19 protein-coding genes are annotated in these 17,065 nt (G+C 47.4%); 17 read left to right on the plus strand and 2 right to left on the minus strand.

Annotation, left to right across the window (positions count from 1 at the left end):
- Positions 1-7 precede the first annotated feature (7 nt).
- The 8 genes from ACN6NF_RS09210 (at position 8) to coaD (ending at position 7,107) form a co-directional block, all read left to right on the plus strand.
- Positions 8-844 carry an AraC family transcriptional regulator gene (locus ACN6NF_RS09210; protein WP_019686969.1) on the plus strand — a complete coding sequence of 279 codons (837 nt, stop codon included), beginning with the start codon at positions 8-10 and terminating at the stop codon, positions 842-844.
- Between the two features lie 193 nt (positions 845-1,037).
- On the plus strand, positions 1,038-2,855 hold the full coding sequence (locus ACN6NF_RS09215; RefSeq protein WP_013370622.1) for an APC family permease: 1,818 nt from the start codon (positions 1,038-1,040) through the stop codon (positions 2,853-2,855).
- Between the two features lie 221 nt (positions 2,856-3,076).
- Positions 3,077-4,195 (plus strand): acyltransferase family protein, encoded by a 1,119-nt coding sequence (locus tag ACN6NF_RS09220; RefSeq protein ID WP_474317030.1) that lies wholly within the window; start codon positions 3,077-3,079, stop codon positions 4,193-4,195.
- 170 nt (positions 4,196-4,365) lie between these two features.
- A complete protein-coding gene (locus ACN6NF_RS09225) occupies positions 4,366-4,998 on the plus strand; it encodes a hypothetical protein (protein ID WP_474317032.1) in 633 nt (210 codons plus the stop codon).
- Positions 4,991-5,506, plus strand: coding sequence for an accessory gene regulator ArgB-like protein (locus tag ACN6NF_RS09230; RefSeq protein WP_474317035.1), 516 nt, complete (start codon positions 4,991-4,993; stop codon positions 5,504-5,506). The genes ACN6NF_RS09225 and ACN6NF_RS09230 overlap by 8 nt, the downstream gene beginning before the upstream one ends.
- 5 nt (positions 5,507-5,511) lie before the next feature.
- A complete protein-coding gene (locus ACN6NF_RS09235; RefSeq protein WP_474317036.1) occupies positions 5,512-5,634 on the plus strand; it encodes a cyclic lactone autoinducer peptide in 123 nt (40 codons plus the stop codon).
- Between the two features lie 317 nt (positions 5,635-5,951).
- Positions 5,952-6,593 carry a 16S rRNA (guanine(966)-N(2))-methyltransferase RsmD gene (rsmD, locus tag ACN6NF_RS09240; RefSeq protein ID WP_474317038.1) on the plus strand — a complete coding sequence of 214 codons (642 nt, stop codon included), beginning with the start codon at positions 5,952-5,954 and terminating at the stop codon, positions 6,591-6,593.
- A complete protein-coding gene (gene coaD / locus ACN6NF_RS09245; protein WP_016819264.1) occupies positions 6,586-7,107 on the plus strand; it encodes a pantetheine-phosphate adenylyltransferase in 522 nt (173 codons plus the stop codon). Before rsmD ends, coaD begins: the two co-directional genes overlap by 8 nt.
- Here the strand turns inward: coaD and ACN6NF_RS09250 are convergent.
- Positions 7,070-8,353, minus strand: coding sequence for a nucleoside recognition protein (locus ACN6NF_RS09250; protein WP_474317041.1), 1,284 nt, complete (start codon positions 8,351-8,353; stop codon positions 7,070-7,072). The genes coaD and ACN6NF_RS09250 overlap by 38 nt on opposite strands.
- A 197-nt stretch (positions 8,354-8,550) precedes the next feature.
- Between ACN6NF_RS09250 and ACN6NF_RS09255 the strand changes: the two genes are divergently transcribed.
- A complete protein-coding gene (locus tag ACN6NF_RS09255) occupies positions 8,551-9,582 on the plus strand; it encodes a SepM family pheromone-processing serine protease (RefSeq protein WP_474317043.1) in 1,032 nt (343 codons plus the stop codon).
- Here the strand turns inward: ACN6NF_RS09255 and ACN6NF_RS09260 are convergent.
- Positions 9,572-10,807, minus strand: coding sequence for a nucleotidyltransferase (locus ACN6NF_RS09260; protein ID WP_474317045.1), 1,236 nt, complete (start codon positions 10,805-10,807; stop codon positions 9,572-9,574). The two genes, ACN6NF_RS09255 and ACN6NF_RS09260, sit on opposite strands and share 11 nt — an antisense overlap.
- A 350-nt stretch (positions 10,808-11,157) precedes the next feature.
- On the opposite strand from ACN6NF_RS09260, the gene ACN6NF_RS09265 reads away from it, so the two are divergent.
- The 8 genes from ACN6NF_RS09265 to ACN6NF_RS09300 all read left to right on the plus strand — a co-directional run bounded on the left by ACN6NF_RS09265 (position 11,158) and on the right by ACN6NF_RS09300 (position 17,056).
- Entirely contained in the window at positions 11,158-11,679 is a 522-nt protein-coding gene (locus tag ACN6NF_RS09265) for a YceD family protein (RefSeq protein ID WP_058829466.1), read from the plus strand.
- Between the two features lie 189 nt (positions 11,680-11,868).
- The gene (gene rpmF, locus ACN6NF_RS09270) at positions 11,869-12,042 is read left to right on the plus strand and encodes a 50S ribosomal protein L32 (protein ID WP_013370634.1); all 174 of its coding nucleotides are present in this window, start codon (positions 11,869-11,871) and stop codon (positions 12,040-12,042) included.
- Positions 12,043-12,318: 276 nt separating this feature from the next.
- Positions 12,319-12,915: a transcription factor FapR gene (gene fapR, locus ACN6NF_RS09275; RefSeq protein WP_014599659.1), complete on the plus strand. Its 597-nt coding sequence runs from the start codon at positions 12,319-12,321 to the stop codon at positions 12,913-12,915.
- Positions 12,899-13,891, plus strand: coding sequence for a phosphate acyltransferase PlsX (plsX, locus tag ACN6NF_RS09280; protein WP_474317048.1), 993 nt, complete (start codon positions 12,899-12,901; stop codon positions 13,889-13,891). Before fapR ends, plsX begins: the two co-directional genes overlap by 17 nt.
- 8 nt (positions 13,892-13,899) lie before the next feature.
- Positions 13,900-14,889: a beta-ketoacyl-ACP synthase III gene (locus ACN6NF_RS09285; protein WP_016819270.1), complete on the plus strand. Its 990-nt coding sequence runs from the start codon at positions 13,900-13,902 to the stop codon at positions 14,887-14,889.
- Positions 14,890-14,970: 81 nt separating this feature from the next.
- Positions 14,971-15,912, plus strand: a complete 942-nt coding sequence (fabD, locus tag ACN6NF_RS09290) for an ACP S-malonyltransferase (RefSeq protein WP_474317049.1) — start codon at positions 14,971-14,973, stop codon at positions 15,910-15,912.
- Positions 15,913-15,963: 51 nt separating this feature from the next.
- Positions 15,964-16,713: a 3-oxoacyl-[acyl-carrier-protein] reductase gene (gene fabG / locus ACN6NF_RS09295; protein ID WP_474317051.1), complete on the plus strand. Its 750-nt coding sequence runs from the start codon at positions 15,964-15,966 to the stop codon at positions 16,711-16,713.
- Positions 16,714-16,822: 109 nt separating this feature from the next.
- Positions 16,823-17,056 (plus strand): acyl carrier protein, encoded by a 234-nt coding sequence (locus tag ACN6NF_RS09300; RefSeq protein ID WP_007429985.1) that lies wholly within the window; start codon positions 16,823-16,825, stop codon positions 17,054-17,056.
- Positions 17,057-17,065: the final 9 nt, after the last annotated feature.

Raw genomic sequence — 17,065 nt, forward strand, 5'->3', positions numbered from 1 at the left:
GCTTATTATGATTTTGACTCCCCATCATTTGCGATTTTTCCTGACTACTCGTGAGCACTCTTTACCCCTTTTTATTGAAAGTATCGGATTTAATAGCAGACAGGAGGATGTTTCCCGTCCAGAGGGCTATCCTTGCTTTCACTGGATTCAGACGGTGTCAGGTGAGGGGATGTTTACATATAAAGGGGGAACCTTCCGTTTGGGTGAGCAGTCCGGGGTTCTGCTACTGCCTGGTGAAGCCCATGCATACAGACGGGCGACCAAGGTATGGCGAACGTTATACATCACATTTGACGGACCCATCGCCGCGGCTGTATTGACTGCACTCGGATTGAAGCATACGCGAGGGTACCATTGGGACCCGGATAGCGAGCTGCACAGCTTTGGGGAAAACATGCTACACTCCATGGTTAGTGAACGTGATTTGTCTGGATTAGATGCTTCGGCCAATATGTACCGTTTTCTGACTCTGCTGCGTAAACATGGACAACATAGCTCGATGCCTTCCTTATCTCATAATGTGGAACGTTTAACCCCTGTACTGACCTTTATGGAGCAAAATTATGCCAGCCCAGATGTGGGTTTAAGGGATATGGCTGTTATGATGAATGTCAGCGCTCGTCATTTAAATACATTGTTTAAGCAAGCGTTCGGTGTGACTTCGTATGCTTATCTGATTGTAATTCGGTTGCGGAAGGCTAAGGAAATGATGACAGAGTATCCGCAATTAACGGTAAAGGAGATTTCGGAGCGCGTAGGCTTCCGAGATGTCAGTCATTTTGTGGCAACTTTCCGCCGGGCGGAAGGAATTACGCCGGAAAGGTTCAAAATACTGTATACATAAGGGTATTTTATCGAAATACTCTTTCTTACTCGGGAATGCTCTTTTTAGGGAGCATTCCTTATTGTTTTTTTCTGGATGAGGGAGTATAAAATAATAGTTCATTTGTTTCATCAATCTGATGTGCAGGTGACATAATAAATATACGATTCATAGTTCTTTTGCAAAACCCTCATCCAAAGAAGGAGTCAACGAAATGCTAAGTAAAGTCAAAAGGTTATTAATCGGTCGTCCGCGAAAATCGACGGCCCTTGAAGATGAGAAACTGAATAAGCTCAAGGCACTGGCCATTCTGTCCTCAGATGCATTGTCCTCTGTAGCTTACGGAACGGAGCAGATTCTGCTGGTTTTAATTACAGCGGGCTTTGCTGCCCTATGGTATTCCATCCCTATATCCATTGCGGTATTGGGTTTGCTTATCATTCTGATCCTGTCGTATAGACAGACCATTTTTTCCTATCCTGGTGGTGGGGGAGCCTACATTGTTGCACAGGACAATTTAGGAAAGAGTCCGAGTCTGATTGCAGGCGGATCTCTGCTGGTCGATTATATTCTAACGGTAGCTGTTAGCTCATCGGCAGGTACAGATGCCATTACATCGGCGTTCCCATCGTTACATGATCATCGAATCGCCATTGCTTTAGTGATGATTATCTTTTTGACTATTATGAACTTGCGCGGGGTGACGGAATCTGCCTCGGTGCTGGCTATACCGATTTACTTATTTGTTGTTGCCATTTTTGTTCTGATTATTAGTGGTATTATTCACTATCTGGCAGGAGGAGCCCATGCGGCGGCGCCGCAATTTGGAGCTACGGTATCTAACGTCAGTCTGTTTCTCTTACTGAAAGCATTCAGCTCGGGCTGTTCGGCGCTAACCGGTGTAGAAGCTGTCTCTAATGCCATTCCGAACTTCCGCAAGCCTGCTGCCAAAAATGCGGCAACTACATTGATGATGATGGGCTTGATTCTCGGTTGTATGTTTATCGGAATTAGTTTGCTGGCTTATTGGTACGGTGTTCGTCCTAATCCGCAAGAAACAGTCATTTCGCAAATTGCGAATGCTACTTTTGGGCGCGGTGTGATGTACTACATCATTCAAGGTGTGACGGCGCTTATCTTGTTTTTGGCGGCCAACACAGCCTATTCAGCCTTTCCGCTGCTCGCTTTTATGCTCGCTAAGGACAAATACATGCCGCATATGTTTATGGTTCGTGGAGATCGACTCGGCTATTCTAACGGTATCCTGTTTTTGAGTATCTTCTCGGCATTGCTGGTCATCGTTTTTGGTGGCAATACCGAAAATCTCATCCCGCTTTATGCTGTAGGGGTTTTTATCCCGTTTACCCTGTCTCAGCTCGGTATGATGATTCGATGGATTCGGCTCAAACCTGCTGGCTGGGTCGTCAAGCTGGCTATTAATACGGTTGGGATGTTAACCACGCTGTCGATTACGCTCATCTTTATCTTCACTAAGTTTAGCCAGGTGTGGGTAGTCTTTATCTTCCTGCCTTTGGTACTGTATTTCTTTATGAAGATCAACAAACATTACAAAAATACGGCTGAACAACTGCGCATTGATATCACGAAGGACAAACCTATGGTCAAAGGCAATACGATTATTATTCCGGTGGCAGGCATCACACGAGTCGTTATGAATACCATCAGCTATGCCAAGACCTTGTCGGACAATGTGGTTGCTGTATATGTGGGTGTGGATGATGAAGCGATTCAAAAAATGGAACAGAAGTGGGAAGAGTGGGATGTAGGTATACGTTTAGTAGTGCTGAGATCCCGTTATCGCAGTATCATTAATCCGCTCCGCAAGTTCATCGATACAGTAGAGTGGAAAAAGGCAGACGAGGACCATATCACAGTTCTCATTCCACAATTTATCACTAAACACTGGTGGGAAAATATACTGCACAATCAGACCAGTTTGCTGATGAGAGCTTATTTAATCAATTACAAAGACGTCATCGTAACGACCGTACCTTTTCATTTAAACAAATAAAATCATATTGATATTAATGCCTCATCTCCCGTTTGTTTTTGGTATAACGCAAGGGAATAGGGAACAGCTGAATTATTGCATGATAAAATCAACACTTTTTGACCGCATCTTGGTGCGGTCGGAGGGTGTTTTTTTACATAATGGGGATATTTACTTGGGTGATACATTTTGTGTATTATGGATACAAAACGTATCATCAAGAATTGTTATGGAGGGATACGATGCCCGAAGACAAGGGTAAGATGGAACAAGATAAGTTGCAATTTGTAGATACGTTAAGGGCGCTGGCGATTATCGGAGTGTTACTTGTGCATGTCAGCCAGTATGTGGACGGATTAAACGGTTGGTTGCAAAAAGGCTTGAGCATAGGAGCCAAAGGAGTCGCTTTATTTTATATGGCCAGCGCTTTTACGCTGTTTCTATCTCTGAGCAGGCGTTCGAGTGACAAGAGAGAAGGAATGCTGGCCTACCTGTTGCGTCGTTTTTTTCGGATTGCACCCATGTATTACGTGATGTTAGGGATCTATTTAGTAGTCAATGGGACGGGTCCACGATTTTGGCTTGGAGATGAGGAGGGAGTCACTGCCACTAATATTGCAGCCCATGTTCTGTTTTTGAATGGTCTTAATCCATATTGGATTAACAGCATTATCGGTGTGGAATGGTCCATTGCGGTGGAATGCATGTTTTATCTGTGTATCCCCCTCTTATTTAAGTTGATTCGATCTGTCCGCCATGCAATTTGGTTTGTCGTGACGATGCTTGTGGCAAGCTTCTGGTTAAATATGATGTCTGCTCAATATCCATTGATTAGTGATAAATCTTTATGGGGGCATTATCTGTATTTATGGTTTCCGAACCAGTTGCCCGTCTTTGGGCTGGGGATATTGTTGTTTTTTATTTGGAAAGACGAGCGTCATTGGAAAAGTGTAGACCGGGTCAGTGGGGGGCTGCTGCTTGTTACTGTGTTATTTGCGTTTTTTGGAGGTATAACGGATTATCTCATAGGTGTCGGGTTGATGCTGGGAGCGTATGCTTTGTACCATTGGCAGCCGATGTGGCTGCTTAATCAGGTGTGGTCATGGATCGGCCGCCTTAGCTACAGCATGTATTTGACGCATATGCTGGTCCTGGGCCTAATCGTACAGATTAAATTACCATTTACTCCCTTAGTTAGCCTCACACTTCTGTTCACCATAACGTTGCTATTCACCGCCGGACTTTCCTGGTTTACCTACACGTGGATAGAACAGTCTGGCATCCGATTAGGGAAAAAGCTTATAGCACGTATAAAATTTGTACGCGAGCAGGAAGATTCGGTCAAAGAAAGTGTTGCCTAGTTGCAACTTGAAGCAGCATCAGATAACATTTGGTTGAAGTGCTTGAATAAATCTACGAAATTATTGAAAAGACCTCTTGAAAAGTAGCTCCCAGCCCTTTATATTCGATGTACATCCAAGTTTTTGAATACACCGATGAGGTTTGTTGGAATTGTAAAGGAGATGCACGTATGCTTTTGGAGCCACTTGGCTTTTTATTTTTCTCTACACTGGAAGGAGTAGCTGTTTTTGCGCTAATTCTCAGTATCTTTAAAGTTAGAATGACTCCTTATCTATGGCAGGCTATTTTTGTGAATTTGATTATGAACCTGCAGAGCTATTTGCTTCGAGAGGAATTTTCACTCTCCTATTTGGTACCTGTTGTTAATATGCTGCTTTTTATTTTTTTACTTGCTACGGTGGTAAAGATTCCGATTGTTTGGTCAGGCATTATGACAGTAACAGGTTATTTTGCGTATGCCGTTGTTCAGTCGGTACTTCTGAAAGCCATGTTCGGCAATCTGCCGGTTTCTGAGCTGCAGGACGGGTCATTGAAGGGCTATCTGTTACAAGTGGCTAGCGCAGCGACAGGACTGCTAATTTCATTTATTTTGTATCGAAAAGAGATCGGCTTTTCCCCGAATTTCAAAAAACTTAAGTTTAAAGAGGAATATGGTATTGTCATCACACTGATCATTCTGTCTCTCATTTCAACCTCTATTGTGCTTTACTATAACGAGGTATGGTTGAGTATGATATTTTTTGCACTGGTATCGGGATTTTTTATCTACTATGCAGTCGGAAAGGAATACCGAGATGATTGAAACGATGGCTTTCAAACTTGCTAACCAGATTAAACGTACTGTGCCTGATCATCCGGCCTCCGTCCTGGTACTTAAATACGCACTTGCTCTCATTCTGAATGCATCCATGATCATCGTGTTGACACTATTCGCCTCATTCTTCACGGGGCGAATGGTAGAAGCTGTAACGATTCTCGTCGCTTTTGCCTTGCTGCGTCAAGTATCTGGTGGCATTCATTTGAAAACGGGTATGGCATGTGTGCTGGTGACCTCTGTAGCTTTTACATACATATCTTGTATTTCCTTAAATAATGGGTTGACAAACCTGTTTACCGGAATCGCTCTCATTCTTGTTCTATGCTTTGCCCCGTCGAGAATTGAAAAGCAGTCGCGCATTCCAGTCCGGTTTTATCCCCTCTTGCGATTATTATCTTCCTTGCTTGTATGTACTAATTTTGTTATTGGTTCTTCTGTAGTGGCTGTTGCTTTTTTGGTTCAGAGCCTAACCTTGATTCGGGGAAGGAGGTGAGTAGAATGGTGAAAAAAGTAGTATACGGGTTAGCCACATCGTTGTCTATGTTCGCGACATTTGCTGTATCGCTGGCAAGTTATGTGTACGTTTATCAAGGGGATACACCTGAAGAACTGCTGAAATAAGCAAAATGCAGAATAGAAGAAAATAATACATAGAGCTGCTATGAAGCAGCTTCTTTTTATGCAAAAAAAACAGGCGCTCTACAAAAGAGCGCCCGAATGGGAGAGGAGAAACCGGACGAAGAGCTTATGGGGAAACGTAAGTCTTCTCCGCGGTTGTCTACGACATTGGTTGAATGCCGATATCTTAAGGATGCCCAGGAGATGGTTTTTTATACCTGCTTTATCACTAAGTTTTTCAAACGGCGGTGCATGTGGTACGATAACGTCATAATCTTTATATGGTTATGAACACATATAGAAAATAGGTGAGTTTCAGCGTGAGAGTGGTATCGGGTAGTGCCAAAGGAAGGCCGTTAAAGGCAGTTCCCGGCACCGGGACGCGACCGACCACGGATAAGGTCAAGGAAGCGCTATTTAGCATGATAGGTCCTTATTTTGATGGAGGAGTCGCGCTTGATTTGTTTGCTGGCAGCGGCGGCCTGGGTATAGAGGCGCTTAGTCGGGGAATGGACAAGGCAGTTTTTATTGATATGGAATCCAAAAGCATTGATGTCATTAAAGAAAATTTGCGAAAAACTGGATTGGAAGGAAAGGCAGAAGTGTTCCGCAATGATGCCGGACGAGCGCTCAAAGCGCTGGCAAAACGTGGAGCTCTTTTTGATGCTGTTTTTCTGGACCCGCCTTATCGTCTCAAGCATGGGGATGAATTGATGAGCCGCATGGCTGAGCTGGACTTGCTTCGTTCAGGTGCAATTATCGTACTGGAGTATGAATCGGGACATGAGTATCCGATAAGTTTCGGACCGTTTGAACAGGTTAGAAAAGCGGTCTATGGTGAAACGGCGTTATCCATTTATTACTTTGCAAATGACGCTTTGTCAGGCGCCGACGAACATACAGAAGCCGAAGGGGGCAAATTCGGCATCACCGAATCAGACGGGGAGGACCATCATGATTGAGCATAAACCACGTATTGCCGTATATCCGGGAACCTTTGATCCCGTGACGATGGGGCATCAGGATATTATTCAAAGAGCGGCTCGACAGTTTGATTTACTGATCGTCGCAGTTCTTAACAATATCAGTAAAAATCCGCTGTTTTCACTTGAGGAGCGAATGGAGCTACTGCGGACGGTAACTCGCGATATTCCGAACGTTGAAGTGGACAGCTTCCGTGATCTGACAGCCAATTATGTACGCCAAAAAGGGGCTCAGGTTATTGTCAGAGGAATCCGGTCAGTGACTGATTTTGAATATGAGCTGCAATTAGCCTCTACAAATCATAAGCTGAACCCGGATGCGGAAACAATCTTTATGATGACCAACCCGGCTTATTCATATCTGAGTTCCAGTATGGTGAAGGAAATTGCGCATTTTGATGGCAAGGTCGTAGATCTGGTATCACCAGAGGTGGAGGACGCACTGCGTGCCAAGGTTAGCGCGAATCGCGGTGGCTCCACCATGAAGTCATAAAGGAAACGGCGAGCAGAGCAGTTATAATCGCACTCAGAAGTGCAACGGACAGAACGGTTAGCTGCCATGGGTACACGGATGTTCCTTCTATTTGTGTTAATAAACTGCTGGCTCCGGCCATGACAGATTGCGCACCGGAATCATTTACACTTTCCGCAAAAGAAGATACAGAACTACGATTGATGTAAGCAGGAATTGTATTACTGACAATGCGGCTAAGCGGAGTCCATGCTGCCAAGGTCAGTCCAAAAGCAATGATCCCATGGAGCACGCGTGATAAGGTGAAGGTGATACCCTTGTCGGAAGGTCTGGTGACGGCGGTAATTTGAAGCCAGCCGCACAAGCCGCCCCAGCCCAACACAGCACTGATCAGCGCTGCTTGTGTACGGAGATCATTGGGCAGACGGCTGATTTCATAGGAACCCAGATGGATTTCCATCCAGGCAGGCCACACCATAGTAAGCGCCCCTTGACCTGAGTATAGGGTCAGCAGCCGAATCAGTACGGAAAAGAAAATAATGAATCCACCTGTCACCATCAGCGTCTGTACAGCATGGGATACGGTTTCGCCTAACAGTTTTCCAAAACCGCGGCCGTCCCGTTCTCTGGCAGAGCGGGTAGCTTCCCATGCGGATCGGATCAGGGAGGTGCTAGTGCGGGAAACAGAGGCGCGCCGGATGGCAGCTGGCGTTTCCCGTTTTTTTGATTTCCTGGACGATTCAGGCAATCTGGCTGTGATCCAGCCCGCCAGCAGCCCGGAAATCCAGTGAACGGCAAGTAACAGCCCGCCTACAGCAGCATTGTGCAGCAGTCCTGTACCAATGACGAGCAGGATCGTAATCGGATTGCAGAAATGAGCGATAGCGGTCAGACGTCGAAGCTGAAGCGCGGTCATATCCTCTTGCTGTGCCCATTGGCGTACCGCTTCCGCAGCAGCCGGAAATCCCGCAGTTAGGCCGAGGGCCAACACCCAGCCGCTTCGTCCCGGCAGTCGGAACCAGAATCGCATGAACGGCTCCAACAGAACGCCTAGACCATGTACTAGACCAAAGGCGATGAGCATTTCGGATAACATCAAAAAAGGCAACATGGCCGGGAAAATAATGCTCCACCATAATTTTAGTCCCTGGGTAGAGGCTTGAAATACTTCTTCTGGTGAGGCAACAATAGCTACTACAAGCAGAATGGCTCCGAGGCCAAGCAGCAAGGTTGTCCAGTAAGGAGCAGGGCGGGCTTCCTTTTGCATCAAAGAGTTCACCTCTCATAAATATACTAAGGAGAGTTGGATGCTGTCTCCAGCGTTTATGGACGTTCATTATCTGGGTATAGGTTGCTCGTACACGTTGTCGTAAACAATGTATGCTTTTTTGGAAGGATTGAGAACAGGTGGTGCACAAGCACTTGAGTAAGATAGGAGAAGTTAGGCTGCAAGGGGGAGAAGCAATGAAGCGAATAAACCGGAAAAGAGCTTTATTTACAACCGGTTATGTCTTGATGCTGGCTGCAATGGTCTATGTGCTGGTTTATATGCCAACCCCTTATCTGATCTATGGACCAGGTGGGGCAAATGAGATCAAACCGATGGTTAAAGTACAGGAAGGTGATAGCAGCGAACGGGGGAGCTTTATGATGACGACGGTATCGGCGAGATATGCCAATGTCATCATGCTAGCTATGTCCAAGCTGGACAGCAACTCGGAGATTCAGCGCAAAGAGGATCGTCTGCATGGCAGAAGTGAAGATGAATATGCAGCAGAGCAGGTATGGTATATGGGGGATTCCCAATCTTCCGCGATGGAGGCTGCCTATACCCGTGCTCATGTTCCCTATCGCATTGTGCCGGATTATGTGTATGTATTTAAGGTTCCGGGACCAAACAGCGTGTTTGAACCCGGAGATGAAATATTAGAGTTGAACGGTACGAGGGTAACTGATAATCGTTCCATTCGGAAGGCCTTGGATGATGAGAAACCGGGAACGATGGCTAAAGTAAAGCTAAAGCGCGATGGAAAGTTGCTGACAGTGCAAGCTCCATTAACGACCATCACGGACAGTGAGACGGGAAAACAACGTTCCGGTTTTGGCGTCAGTATTGCCACGGTACAGAAGGTAGAGCCGAAGGATGGGCGTAAAACGATTCATTTTACATCCACGGATGTCGGTGGTCCTTCGGCAGGTTTGATGTTTACTATGGAAATTTATAACCAGCTGACACCAGGTGATTTAAGTAAGGGATATCGTGTAGCTGGTACGGGTACTATTGATAAGGACGGTCAGGTTGGAGCGATTGGTGGCGCCAAGTATAAAATTGTCGCTGCTGACCGTCAGGGCGCGGAATTGTTTTTCGTCCCGGCAGATAATTATAAAGAGGCCAAAGCCAAAGCAGAGCAAATCGGAACCCAGATGAAGCTTATCCCGGTTCGCAAGCTTGGCGATGCGCTGAATTATATGGCAAGGCTACCTATTAAACCATAAGGGGCGGTCGCAAGTAATCTGCATACATGTCACGGATGACGGGACGCGGCATCCCGGCTGCATGTATGGCGGCTGCGGCAGTATCCCAGTCCAAATGGGAATGTGATCCGGCAGAAGGCTTGACCCATACTGGCAGGGCGGCTGTGTCTTTCATTCGCGCCAGCAGCTCGCGTCCAGCCTTGTTAAAGCCGAGCACGCGGATATAGCCGGGACCTTTCGCCAACTCAGTTGGAGTCATATCAGCCTTGGCATGATTCAGCAAAATATGTGTACACATCCGCTGGAGCTTCGTACGAGTATAGCGCTTTGTCTTGACAGCGGCAAACAGGGCTTCCACAGAGGGCTGGGGCAGCGTGTACAGCGATTGCTGCAGGCGATGCTCCAGCCCTTCGGTGACCTCGTGCAGCTCCGCCAGCTGTTGCGGGCTGCGCGTGATCAGGGCGTTCAGCAGCGGCTGGCAGAACGCTTCCCAATGTAGCGGCGCGCGTTCGGCTTGCCACTCCCGCTGCAAAATTCCCAGGGTCGCCGCAGGTACGTACGGCGACGCGGCCTCCGGCCCGCCGTCTAGCAGCAGACGGCGGATGGCCGTGGCGCTGGCGATGACACCGTCCGCAGGCGCCACTGTCTCATGGTAGCCCGATCCAGTGCGGGCTACCGTAAAGGGCTTGATTGTGCTGCCCAGCCGTTCCAGCGCAATCAAGTAATGCAGTCCAAGCGTATTGTTGGGCTGCTGCATGAGAGCGGCGAGCGCAGCACCGTCCGCTCCTTCGGCCGCCAGCGCAGCTGCGGCACCTGCGTAGGCGGCGGGATAGCTCGCGCCCTTGCTCAGACGCTGGGCGATGCCGGCCTTGAGTTCGGCCGGCTCTGCCGCCAGCACGCGAGCCAGCGTGTGCAGCGGGGCGATGTCTCCGCTCTCGCTGCCGAAGCAAAGCGCATCGACGATGCCCGTCGCGCAGAGCAGGGTCACTGCGCCGCGTGCAAACCATTCTGCAGGCTGGACGGCATAGGCTACAGGCAGCTCCAGAACCAGGTCTACGCCCATAGCAAGTGCCATTTCGGTGCGTGACCATTTATCTGTAATCGCGGGTTCGCCCCGTTGAAGGAAGGGACCACTCATCACAGCCACCGTGCGCTGTGCACCAGTGATACGAAGGGATTCCTTCCAGTGATGGACATGTCCGTTATGCAGGGGATTATACTCTACAATTATACCGAGTGTTTTCAAGACTGTATGTCGGCTCCTTTCTTTACGTAGCTTAATGGATAACTATTTGAATTCGTGGTTTACTACCAGCGAATGCATGTTTTCAGGCGCTATCTGATATTTCATCATGCACTTGAACAAGACCATTGAGACCTGGAGCAAAAAGCTTTATACTCGCATTATTGTACACGAAGAGTGGCGGGGGTACGAATACTCCAGGTACATGATGAATACAACACATTTTTGCATGCGCATAGATCTTACTGAACCATTGGAAAAACGATGGATTTGTAAGTGGTGTAAAGTGAAAGGTGTTGACAAACGACTCGATCAGTCGTTATAATAATTTTTGTTTGTTTGGAGTGATAGTGATGCAACTATTTTTTCGCAAAGTAGCAACAAGTGACGGTCCTTTTCCTATCCGTGAATCTCTTAATGTGAGCGAATTGGTGGATGATCGTGCTGATGTTACAGCCGTTTCCCCGCTGGAGACCGACTTGGTCGCCGTTAGTCTGGGTCAAGGCTCGATGAGTGTGGAAGGCACGTTGACCGCTGGTCTGGACATGCTTTGCTCACGCTGTTTGAGCCCGATGCACGAGGATTTGAAAATTGAATTCCGTGAACGGTTTAAGCAAACCTCGTCTTCAAGTGTTGAAGAGGAGGATGAAGATGGCGATTTTATCGCAGTGACGGAGGATTCCTTCGACATTGCACCGTATTGTGAAGAACTGTTTGTACTGCATGTGCCGTTTGCGCCTGTATGCAGTGAGGATTGTCAGGGGATCGCGCCAGCGGCCGGACAAGACTGGAGCCTTGGCTCTGACGACAGTAACGATGGTGATACGGAAAAGATTGATCCGCGTCTGGCAGGGCTTAAAGATTTTTTTAAATGAGAATTGAGTTCAATTCTGAAAAAATCATCATCCGCTTGTGCCGGGAAGTTATTGAACCGATACGTGGATGTTGCAGGCTTGATTCACCGGCTGTAAGATCATTGTCTTCTGGCATTTTCTTTCGGTCTTGAATGAGATAAGAAGTCATACCCGTCATACGGGGTTGATCTGTTTAAGGAGGTGGGAATAATGGCAGTACCTCAACGGAGAACATCCAAAACTCGTCGCGACAAACGTCGTACTCACTTTAAACTGGAAGTACCAGGTATGGTGAAATGCTCCGAATGCGGCGAATTGAAACTTGCTCACCATGTGTGCAAAGTTTGCGGAACGTACAAAGCTAGAGAGATCATCTCTCAATAATGTCCGATAAGCGGATTCTTTGGAATATTCGCAGAGAAAGTAGCGCTTCACTACAGTGAGGCGCTACTTTTTTTATCAGCATGCTTTCTTTTTGCGTCAGCATGCTATATACTGTTTTAGTACCAGGTTCTAAGAAAGAAGGGCCTAAGAGGTTCCTTTATACATACAAGAAGACAAACCGGCTTGGAGTTTAGCCGTTAGAACGTGAAGTAACCTGAACTGTCGGTTGAATGGCAGTTTACTGTAGGGAAAGGAGGCGTCACTGATATCGAACGTTTGCCGAAGAGACAGAGACAGCAACGGCTGACTCAATTAATTGATGATAATCCGTTCGTGACGGATCAGGAATTGACAAGACAGCTGAAGGTAAGCATTCAGACCATTCGGCTGGATCGGATGGAACTGGGGATCCCGGAATTACGGGAGCGGCTAAAGCTGATGGCTGAGCGCTCCTACGATCAGGTTCGTTCCTTGCCTTTACATGAAGTAATTGGAGACATCGTTGATCTCCAGTTGGATCGAAGTGGTATTTCGATTTTTGAAATCAAAGAGGAACATACTTTTTCACGTACAGGCATTGCGCGGGGACATTATGTGTTTGCACAGGCCAATTCATTGGCCGTTGCCGTAATTAACGATGAGATAGCATTGACCGCTTCAGCGGATATTCGCTTTGTTCGTCCGGTTCATTTGGGTGAAAAATGCATTGCTAAAGCATATGTACGCTCAAATCCAGAACAAAAAGGGAAGGCCAAAGTGGAAGTGTTTGCCTACGTAGGAGAAGAAATGGTATTCCAAGGCAACTTTGTCATTTATCGCTCCACGGAGGAAGAGTATAGCGAAGGAGGAAGTCAGCATGCGGATCGCCATTGATGCCATGGGGGGAGATAATGCTCCTGAGGCGACAGTAGAGGGCGCGTTATCTGCGGCAGCGGAATGGAAAGATACAGACATTACGCTGGTTGGTGACCGGGAACGGATTGAATCGGTTTTGAACGGCAGGGCGCTGCCAACGAACCTCACCATTCGCCATACGTCCGAAACGATAGATGCGCAGGACGAGCCTGTAAAGGCAGTGCGTCGTAAAAAGGATGCCTCTATGGTCGTAGCGGGTCGAATGGTTAGAGAAGGCGAAGCGGATGCCATGATATCCGCAGGTAATACAGGCGCTCTGATGACTACAGGATTGCTAGTGGTTGGAAGAATGGAGGGCATTGAGCGTCCTGCTCTTGCGCCGATGATACCGACGATTGATGATCAAGGTATTCTGGCGCTGGACTTGGGGGCCAATATGGATGCTAAGCCTGAACATCTTGCCCAGTACGCACTGATGGGGAGCTTGTACCGTCAGAAAGTTCACAGAGTGGCTTCTCCAAGGGTAGGGCTGCTGAATGTTGGGACTGAAGCAGGAAAAGGCAATGAACTAACCAAATTGGCGTTCCCTCTCATTGAGCAGTTACCTGTCAATTTTGTGGGGAATGTTGAATCCAGAGATGTATTAACCGGAAATTGTGATGTACTGGTGTGCGACGGATTCGCCGGAAACATTATGCTAAAATCGCTAGAGGGAACAGCCGGAGCGATATTTTCTCTCCTTAAAGAGCAGTTCACCAAATCCTTAAAGACCAAGCTTGCGGCAGCCTTGATTATGCCTGAACTTCGCGGCCTGAAAGGGAAACTGGATTATAAAGAGCACGGCGGGGCTCCTTTGTTGGGGTTGAGCGGACTCGTCTTAAAAAGTCACGGTTCGTCTGATGGCATTGCCGTCAAAAATGCGGTAAGGCAGGCTCGTACGGCCTTGCAAAACCGGTTGGTGGAAAGTATATCCAAGGAAATCAGCAGGAAGTGAGTGACGATATGAATAAATTACGGCCGGTTGGTGTTATCGGAACAGGGAAATACGTACCTGAGAAAATTCTGACCAATAAAGATTTGGAAGAAATCGTTGAAACAAGTGATGAGTGGATTGTTAGCCGTACAGGGATTCAGGAGCGCCATATTGCTGCTCCAGAGCAGGCTACATCTGATTTGGCTTATGAAGCAGCAGTTAAGGCGTTGGAGTCTGCGGGTATGACGGCACAAGATCTGGACCTGATTATAGTAGCTACGGTTACACCGGATATGGCGTTTCCGTCAACTGCTTGCATTCTTCAGGACAAGTTGGGGGCCAAAGGCGCAGCGGCTTTTGATTTGTCTGCTGCATGCTCGGGTTTTGTGTACGGGCTGGCTACGGCAACGAGCTTCATTAAGACAGGGATTTATAACAATGCGCTAATCATTGGTGCAGACTGTCTTTCCCGGATTACAGATTATACTGACCGCAACACCTGCGTGCTTTTCGGAGATGGAGCAGGAGCTGTAGTGATTGGTGAAGTACCTGAAGGTAGAGGGTTCCAATCCTTTGATCTGGGGGCTGAAGGCGCTGGAGGCACCTTGCTCAAGTTGGAAGCTGGAGGCTCACGTTTGCCTGCGAGTGCGGACACACTGGCAAATAAACAGCACTATATTTACATGAATGGACGCGAAGTGTTCAAGTTCGCGGTTCGCGTTATGGGAACAGCAACGGTTGATGTGTTGGAAAAAGCAGGATTGTCCAAAGACGACATCGATCTGTTCGTTCCGCATCAAGCCAATATCCGAATCATCCAATCAGCAATGCAACGTTTGGATTTGCCTGAGGAAAAGGTAGTTATTAATGTTAATAAATATGCAAATACATCCGCAGCATCCATTCCTCTCGCTCTTGTGGAAGCAGCTGAGGAAGGCCGCATGAAGGAAGGCGACCGTATATTAATGGTGGGCTTTGGTGGCGGTTTAACTTGGGGGGCGTCAGTTCTCATCTGGTAATTAAGTGGAATTTTTGATATAATATTGAATTTGTCTGGTGTTTTACAGAAGAAGCATTGGATACAGAGAGGTGCATGCACGATGGGCAAAACGGCATTTATATTTCCTGGTCAAGGTTCACAAGCTGTAGGTATGGCTAAAGATGCTTATGAAGCAGTTCCGACTGCAACAGAAGTATTCCGTAAAGCCGACGAACGTTTGGGTTTCGCGCTAAGCACACTGATCTTTGAAGGGCCTGACACAGCCTTGAAGCAAACATCCAATACGCAGCCTGCGCTGTTAACGGCGAGCATTGCTTTGTATGAAGCGTTCAAGGAAAAGGGCATCCGCCCTGATTATGTGGCTGGGCACAGTCTAGGAGAGTACAGTGCGTTAGTGGCTTCCGGTGTTCTCACATTTGAGGATGCAGTTGAGACTGTTCGTGCACGTGGTCAGTTTATGGAGCAGGCCATTCCTGATGGACAAGGCGGGATGGCTGCTGTGCTGGGAGCTGATCGTGAAGCATTGGCAGCATTGTGCCGTGACATCACGGAATCTGGTCAACTGGTTGAGCTGGCCAACATTAACTGTCCCGGACAGATTGTTGTATCCGGTACACAGGTGGGCGTAGCTGCCGTCGCTGAACGTGTGAAGGAAGCAGGCGGCAAGCGGGCTATTACTTTGGAGGTCAGCGGACCTTTTCACTCGTCATTGATGAAGGAAGCGGCGGACAAGCTCTCCGATAAATTGAAGACTGTGAAATTTGCCGAAGCCGAGATTCCGGTTGTAACCAATGTGACAGCAAAACCTGTACGTGAAGGAAGTGAAATTCGCCAACTGTTGGTGGAACAGGTCTATTCCCCGGTACTATGGGAAGATAGCGTAGCATGGCTGCTGGAACAAGGGGTGGACACCTTTGTTGAGTTCGGACCGGGAAGTGTTTTGACCGGACTGGTTAAAAAGATTGACAAAACGGTTAAGCTGTATAACATGAGTAGCCTGGAGTCGTTTGCTTCTATAACAGAAGCCCTGGAAGCCCGTTAAAAGTATTAATGACTACCTTTACGGGTTAAATACTTGCAAAGGAGGATAATGATGTCTAAGCCATTAAGTGGAAAAACAGCGCTGGTTACGGGAGCATCGCGCGGAATTGGCCGTAGTATCGCACTGGCGCTGGCTGAAGCAGGTGCTAATGTTGCAGTAAACTATGCTGGCAGTGAAGCGGCTGCGACTGAGGTAGCAGAGCTGATTCGTGCTAAAGGTGTGCAAGCTATTACAGTTCAGGCTAATGTGGGACGTGCTGAAGAAGCTGATCAGTTGATCAAGGATGTGATTGGTGCTTGGGGCAAGATTGATATCCTGGTGAATAATGCTGGCATAACAAGAGATAATTTAATCATGCGGATGAAAGAAGAGGAATTCGATCAGGTGATCGAAACGAATCTCAAGGGTGTGTTTAATTGTCTCAAAGCGGCGACACGCCCAATGATGAAGCAGCGTTCCGGCCGAATTATCAATATCTCTTCCGTTGTTGGTGTACTTGGTAACGCAGGACAAGCCAACTATGTTGCTGCTAAAGCGGGAGTGATTGGTCTTACTAAATCCTCTGCTAGAGAGCTTGCTTCAAGAGGAATTACAGTCAACTGTGTGGCTCCTGGATTCATTGATACTGAAATGACGCAGGTGCTGGCTGATGATTTGCGTGACAATATGCTTAGCGGTATTCCGCTGGCCCGTCTTGGACGGCCTGAGGAAATTGCAGATGTGGTGCTGTTTTTGGCCTCGGATGCTTCCTCATATATGACGGGCCAGACTTTGCATGTGGATGGCGGCATGTATATGTAGTTCATGTTGCCAATCCGCATGCCCCGATGGAGAGTAGTTAATGAAAACTCTCTTCTATGGCATTTTAATTGTAATTTTCGTATAATACCATAAGGAGGAGGTGAGCCGGATGTCCGATGTATTGGAGCGCGTAAAACGCATTGTCGTTGACCGTTTGGGAGCCGACGAAGCCGAAGTTACACTTGAAGCATCTTTTAAAGATGATTTAGGCGCTGATTCTCTCGATGTAGTTGAATTGGTTATGGAATTGGAAGATGAGTTTGATATGGAAATCTCTGATGAAGATGCAGAGAAAATTACAACTGTAGGTGAAGTTGTGAAGTACATACAATCTCATACCTAATTCATGTCA

The sequence above is a fragment of the Paenibacillus sp. TSM33 genome (assembly GCF_056099025.1).

Coding starts and splice junctions, on each gene's coding strand:
- ACN6NF_RS09255 (WP_474317043.1), top strand. CDS start 8,551: ATGAAGCGAATAAACCGGAAAAGAGCTTTATTTACAACCGGTTATGTC.
- fabG (WP_474317051.1), top strand. CDS start 15,964: ATGTCTAAGCCATTAAGTGGAAAAACAGCGCTGGTTACGGGAGCATCG.
- ACN6NF_RS09285 (WP_016819270.1), top strand. CDS start 13,900: ATGAATAAATTACGGCCGGTTGGTGTTATCGGAACAGGGAAATACGTA.
- ACN6NF_RS09230 (WP_474317035.1), top strand. CDS start 4,991: ATGATTGAAACGATGGCTTTCAAACTTGCTAACCAGATTAAACGTACT.
- fabD (WP_474317049.1), top strand. CDS start 14,971: ATGGGCAAAACGGCATTTATATTTCCTGGTCAAGGTTCACAAGCTGTA.
- plsX (WP_474317048.1), top strand. CDS start 12,899: ATGCGGATCGCCATTGATGCCATGGGGGGAGATAATGCTCCTGAGGCG.
- ACN6NF_RS09220 (WP_474317030.1), top strand. CDS start 3,077: ATGCCCGAAGACAAGGGTAAGATGGAACAAGATAAGTTGCAATTTGTA.
- ACN6NF_RS09210 (WP_019686969.1), top strand. CDS start 8: ATGATTTTGACTCCCCATCATTTGCGATTTTTCCTGACTACTCGTGAG.
- ACN6NF_RS09215 (WP_013370622.1), top strand. CDS start 1,038: ATGCTAAGTAAAGTCAAAAGGTTATTAATCGGTCGTCCGCGAAAATCG.
- rpmF (WP_013370634.1), top strand. CDS start 11,869: ATGGCAGTACCTCAACGGAGAACATCCAAAACTCGTCGCGACAAACGT.
- coaD (WP_016819264.1), top strand. CDS start 6,586: ATGATTGAGCATAAACCACGTATTGCCGTATATCCGGGAACCTTTGAT.
- ACN6NF_RS09235 (WP_474317036.1), top strand. CDS start 5,512: ATGGTGAAAAAAGTAGTATACGGGTTAGCCACATCGTTGTCTATGTTC.
- ACN6NF_RS09300 (WP_007429985.1), top strand. CDS start 16,823: ATGTCCGATGTATTGGAGCGCGTAAAACGCATTGTCGTTGACCGTTTG.
- ACN6NF_RS09225 (WP_474317032.1), top strand. CDS start 4,366: ATGCTTTTGGAGCCACTTGGCTTTTTATTTTTCTCTACACTGGAAGGA.
- ACN6NF_RS09250 (WP_474317041.1), bottom strand. CDS start 8,353: ATGCAAAAGGAAGCCCGCCCTGCTCCTTACTGGACAACCTTGCTGCTT.
- ACN6NF_RS09265 (WP_058829466.1), top strand. CDS start 11,158: ATGCAACTATTTTTTCGCAAAGTAGCAACAAGTGACGGTCCTTTTCCT.